The sequence below is a fragment of the Acinetobacter psychrotolerans genome (assembly GCF_048552595.1).
In the GTDB taxonomy this organism is placed as follows: domain Bacteria; phylum Pseudomonadota; class Gammaproteobacteria; order Pseudomonadales; family Moraxellaceae; genus Acinetobacter.
Genome location: NZ_JBIMDK010000035.1, coordinates 1 through 5,586, shown reverse-complemented (window position 1 = coordinate 5,586; position 5,586 = coordinate 1). Strand labels below are relative to the sequence as shown.

The 5,586-nt window shown below is 38.0% G+C and carries 5 protein-coding genes; all 5 read left to right on the top strand.

The window, feature by feature from the left end; translation table 11 throughout:
• Positions 1 to 237 precede the first annotated feature (237 nt).
• A complete protein-coding gene (locus ACG94X_RS16640; RefSeq protein ID WP_419384781.1) occupies positions 238 to 1,059 on the top strand; it encodes an SDR family NAD(P)-dependent oxidoreductase in 822 nt (273 codons plus the stop codon).
• Positions 1,060 to 1,079: 20 nt separating this feature from the next.
• Positions 1,080 to 1,769: a carboxymuconolactone decarboxylase family protein gene (locus ACG94X_RS16635; protein WP_419384780.1), complete on the top strand. Its 690-nt coding sequence runs from the start codon at positions 1,080 to 1,082 to the stop codon at positions 1,767 to 1,769.
• A gap of 73 nt (positions 1,770 to 1,842) precedes the next feature.
• Complete coding sequence (locus ACG94X_RS16630) at positions 1,843 to 3,153, top strand: MFS transporter (RefSeq protein ID WP_419384784.1); 1,311 nt, start codon at positions 1,843 to 1,845, stop codon at positions 3,151 to 3,153.
• 104 nt (positions 3,154 to 3,257) lie between these two features.
• On the top strand, positions 3,258 to 5,060 hold the full coding sequence (locus ACG94X_RS16625; RefSeq protein WP_419384783.1) for a DUF1302 domain-containing protein: 1,803 nt from the start codon (positions 3,258 to 3,260) through the stop codon (positions 5,058 to 5,060).
• 380 nt (positions 5,061 to 5,440) lie between these two features.
• A partial coding sequence (locus tag ACG94X_RS16620) for a 3-keto-5-aminohexanoate cleavage protein (protein ID WP_419384782.1) occupies positions 5,441 to 5,586 on the top strand: 146 nt, incomplete at its 3' end.

Here is a 5,586-nt window from a genome sequence, read left to right as displayed (position 1 = left end):
ATTGATGAAACATTACGTGAAAATGGCATGACGCCAAACCGTAAACACGGACAAAAAGGTATTCCATTACGTAAGTAAAATGTTTGAGTGAAATGGATTTTTGACTCAAATATGTAAAATGTTGAATGGCACGTTAGATTTCATACACATTTTTGTGTAGGGATCTAACGCTGTTCTATAAGAAAAATTGCTCTGATTTTAATGAACGTATTTTGCGTGATCAGATGGAGAAGAAAAATGGATTTTAAAAATAAAGTAGTACTTGTTACAGGTGTAGGACCAGGTTTGGGTAGAGCATGCGCTGAAGCCTTTGCCAGACAAGGAGCTAGCTTAGTTATTTGTGATGTAAATCAAGAAACATTATCTGAAACGCAACGGGTTTTAGAAGAACATGGAACAAAATGCCTTGCTGTTTTGTGTGATGTTTCATCAAGCAAGCAAGTTTCAGCAATGTTTGAGAAAATTGTCCAGAATTTTGGCACTTTAGATGTCTTAGTCAATAACGCAGCAATCACGCCAACAACTGAACTCGATACCCAGCGCCGCACTGAATTATATGACTATAACGCATTGCCAGAACCTCGTCGCTCTTTAAGTTTTACACGTTGGATCACTGATGATGAGTGGGAGCATTTTTGGGGTGTAAATGTAAATGGTGTATTTTATTGCACCCGTGAAGCCTTAAAAATCATGGAGCCTAAGCGTTCAGGTCGTATTGTTAATGTTGCTTCAATTGCAGGTATGTCTAGTAAAAGTGCACATAGTCCACCCTATAGCGCAACCAAGGGGGCAGTGATTGCATTTACCAAGTCAGTCGCCTATGAAGTGGCGGGTGCTAATATTTTTATTAATGCTTTGGCCCCTGGTGGTGTCGCAACACCTCAGTTTAATGCCTATCTGGAAAGTGTTGGCGAGGAAGCCTGTAACAGACTATGGCAAAGCGTGCCAGCAGGACGTTTTGGCACATTAGAAGAATATGCGGGCACTGTTTTATACCTCAGTGGTGAACATTATCTGGTTGGACAGGTTGTGAGTCCAAATGGCGGAATTGTGATTTAGCACGGTGAGGGAAGAACGGTATGTCGCAAGTATTGAATGATTTAGCCCAAGAGTGGCGTGAACATTATATCAAACTGACTGACACTGTCGGAACAAGCAATCTTCTTGATCCGAAACTTGTGACTTTGATTCATTTGATTATTGATGTGACGGCAACGCATTTGTATGCGCCTGGAGTCCAAAAGAATATACAGGAAGCCCTGAAAATAGGGCTTAGCCGCTCTGAAATTATGGAAGTGTTTAAGCTAGCAAGTATCGTTGGAATACATGCCTGTGCTTTGGGGGTTCCCTTACTGGAAGCAGAATTAGATAAACTGAATTTAAAAAATCAGGATGATTCTGAACCCGTTGATACACCCGTATGTGATGAATTGCGTGCCGAAGGGAGCTTCAACCCATTATGGGCAACACTTTATCGCTGGGAGCCAGCGTATCTGGAAGATTTTCTAAAAATGGCAATGCAAGTCTGGCGTAATAATATTTTACCACCACTCTGGGTTGAATTTTTATGTATTGCAGGCGATGCAACAATCACACATATGTGGGCAGCAGGCACTCAGCGCCACATGCAAGCAGCACTTGCACTTGGGGCAACCAAAGCACAAATCATGGAAGTACTCAAAATTTTGAGTTTACAGGGAATGGAAGCCTTTGAAGTAGGCATTCCAATATTGGCCCAGGCTTTGGAAACATCGATAGATCATTCATAGCCTATGCATGTCAGTATTTATGGACGAATACCCACAAGGTATTTAGGTCCGTATTGTTCAGGAAAATATAGTGATGGAACGGTATAATATAACAGCTGAAGAACAGGCAAAAACATTTAAAAAGGTGATGTTCAGAATAATACCTTTTATATTTTTAGCCTATATGTTGAATATTATTGATCGGATTAATATTTCATTTGCCAAACTAAGAATGTCTGAGGATCTTTTATTAAGTGATGCAGCATATGGAATAGGAACATCATTATTCTTTATCGGTTATTTGATTTTTGAAATTCCCAGTAATATTTATTTAAAAAAAGTCGGAGCAAGAGCAACGCTAACTCGAATTATGTTGTTGTGGGGCGTTCTGACAATTTTAATGAGTACAGTGGAAAGCACGACATCTTTTTATATATTTAGATTCTTATTAGGTATTGCTGAAGCAGGTTTTGTACCTGGTGTGATTTTATATTTGACCTATTGGTTTCCAGGGTTTTTACGTGGTCGTGTAACCTCCGTATTCTTAATGGCTGGGTTAGTCGCAGGTATTGTAAATGGACCATTAGCGACTTGGATTATGTCTACGTTTGATGGATGGATGGGATTAAAAGACTGGCAGATCCTATTTATTGTTGAAGGTATTCCAGCCGTGTTATTGGGGCTATTTACTTGGTTTTGGTTAACTGATAATCCTGATCAGGCAAAATGGCTGACTGAGCGTGAAAAATATATTGTTAAAACAAGTCTTCAAACTGAGCAAAAAGCTAAGGTCAATGAAAAAAATACCTTTAAGCAAATATTTACGGACTTCAGGGTTCATGCGATGGGGTTTATTTTTTTATGTATTTATTCAGGGACCAACACGATTACCTATTGGGTACCTACACTGATCAAAGAATTTGGTGTGGCTGATATTAAACAAATCGGTTTAATTTCAAGCATACCTTATTTGTTTGCATTAATTGTTATGTATTTAATCTGTCGTAGTTCAGATAAACATTTAGAACGACGTTGGCATTTGGCATTAACAATGGCTGTAGGTTCAATCAGTTTCTTACTACTCGGGCTAGTTCAGTATGATTTGACATTATCGGTTTTATTATTAACCGTAGGATGTGGAGCATGTTTCTCAGCTGCAACTTTATTTTGGACGATTCCACCGGCATATCTATCATTGACAACTGCGGCTTTAGGTATTGCTTGGATTAATGTCATGGGAAGTATGGCAGCAGCAATCAGCCCAGCTTTAGTCGGTTTCGTGAAAATGCAGACAGGCAGTATTTATTTCGCTTTTGGGGTGATTGGTTTATTGCTGATTGTGGGAGCAATCATGTTGTTAATAGTTATACCTACACGATTATTACAAGAACAAAAAAATATATAGCGATCAGTTTGTGAACAATCTGAACATATTTTGACTTTTGGAATGAGTCAAAGATAAAGATACATGGAGTTTATATTGTGATTATAACAATTTTTCCAAATGGAATGAATAATAAGCAAGTGGTGGTAAAGGTAATAGGCATTGTATTTGGGATGGCTTTGACGTTATCCAAGGCAACCGCTGCGAATTTCGAACTGAATCCCGACTGGAAGTTAGAAGTTAATACCACGCTTGGGCTTGGAGCCAGCTGGAGTATGCAAGATCCATCAGCATCTATGTTATATAAACCTGATGCCAATCATATTGGTAAAGGGGGTTATAGCCTTGATGTTAATGCCGATGATGGACGTATTAACTTTTCCAAACATGATGCAATTTCACAAATTGCTAAAGGTTTTACTGAATTCCGTCTTAATGGAAACAAGCAGGGTGCGGTCGTCAGCACTTCTTATTGGTATGATCATGCTTATGAAACAGGTCATGGTGATTTAAAGGCATTTGATGATTCTGCTTGGCCGAGATTGGCGAAATTCAAAGGGATTGATTTATGGGAAGCTTATCTCTGGAAAAACTTTACTTTTAATGATAAGCAAAACCTGAATATCAAGCTTGGTAAACAAACGCTCGATTGGGGAAAATCATATAACTTCCTCAATGGGTTGAATTCAGTCAACTCTTTTAACTACATATCTCTGACTCGTCCAGGGATTGAAGCAAAAGAAAGAGTGATTCCCACGGAAATGTTGTCATTTACTGTAGGATTAAGTGATCGACTTAAAGTTGAAGGTTTCTATCAACTTAAATTCAGACCTGCAGTTGTGGATGGGTGTGGTACTTTTTTTGCAATATCTGATGTTTTACCTGCCAATTGTGGCCCAATGTTAGTGGCAGGTCTCAAAGATAAATTATCTGAGACTGCATTGCGGGCAGAAAGTTATATCCCTCGGACGGCAGATCGTAAGCCTAAAGATAGTGGTCAGTACGGTATTGCTATAAAACAGAATATTGAGCAACTGAACAATGCGGAATTAGGTATTTACTACGCTAACTTTCACAATAGAATTGCCAACTTCGATGCAACTACGGTAAAAGAAAAAGGGGCTGAAAATTTTAATACAGCAGCTTTTTTTGCTGTTTACCCTGAAGATATTGAAATGTATGGTTTAAGTCTTGCTGGAAAGGTGGGTGAGACTTCTGTTTTTGGTGAAATGAATTTTAAACCTAAACAGCCTTTACAATTGAATGGACCTGACTTGGTTTATTTTCAAATTCTTGACCCTGCAACACCTTTTACACAACCAGGTGTCTCACCAGGTAAGGATGAATATATTAAGGGATATGTGCGCTTACCTGTTACACAGCTCTCAGTGGGTGCAGTACATCATTTTCCAGATATATTAGGTGCAAAGACTTTAACTGTATCTTCAGAAATTGGTGGCAACCATATTGCAAATATTGGCAATTCCAGAATCGGGCGCAGTAGTGCGTATAGTCGAAGTGAGCTTTCAACAGGAGCTTATGATGATGAAACTGGAGAGTTTAAATGTACTGCTTATGGTACAGCCAATTTATCCAATGATGTGATTGATGATTTAAACAATCGTTATTGTAATAGAGATGGATTTTTCAGTGAGTGGTCTTGGGGATATAGGGTACGTGGGACATTAAATTACAATGATTTATTGCCATCCACCGTGATTTCACCAAGCCTAATTTTTAGACATGATGTCGATGGTTTTAGTCAGAACTTTCAGGAAGGGCAAATGAGTATTAGCTCTTCTCTCTCTATGTCATATATGAAAAAATATTCGGCAGAATTGGCTTACACGAGCTTTTTTGGCAACAATAAATTCACTGTTGTGGATGATCGGGATTTCGCATCTTTAGCATTAAAAGTGAACTTCTGATTTTTGAAACGAATATAAATGAATCTGAATGCCCAATGAGTATTCATTGGGCATTTTTTTGTCATACTAATAATTATATTTTCTGTAAATAAATATTTAATCCTTATTTGAACAATAGCCTTTTATTGTTGATACAAACTTTTGACTTTGTGATTAGTTTGATCGTAATACTGCATGATTTATCAGTCATTCTTCATTTTTATTGCAAATCTATAGTTTATTTTTTGAAATAACTCATCAGGAATACTGAAGTTCAACTGTCGTAAAATGCTAAGTCTATGTCGTTAAATGTAAAGGCATGCAGTAAGGAATACTGTAGTTTTGGCTCATGCGTTGAGTAATTCAATTGAAAATTTTAAAAATAGGTTATGGAGCAACACATGCAATTCTTGGACGATTCTTTGCACCCAGAAAATATGGAAAAAGTGATTATCACAGTTGCGCCGTATGGGCCTGAGTGGATGCCACAAGACTTTCCAGAAGATATTCCAGTGACTATGGAAGAGCATATACAAAAAGCGGTTGA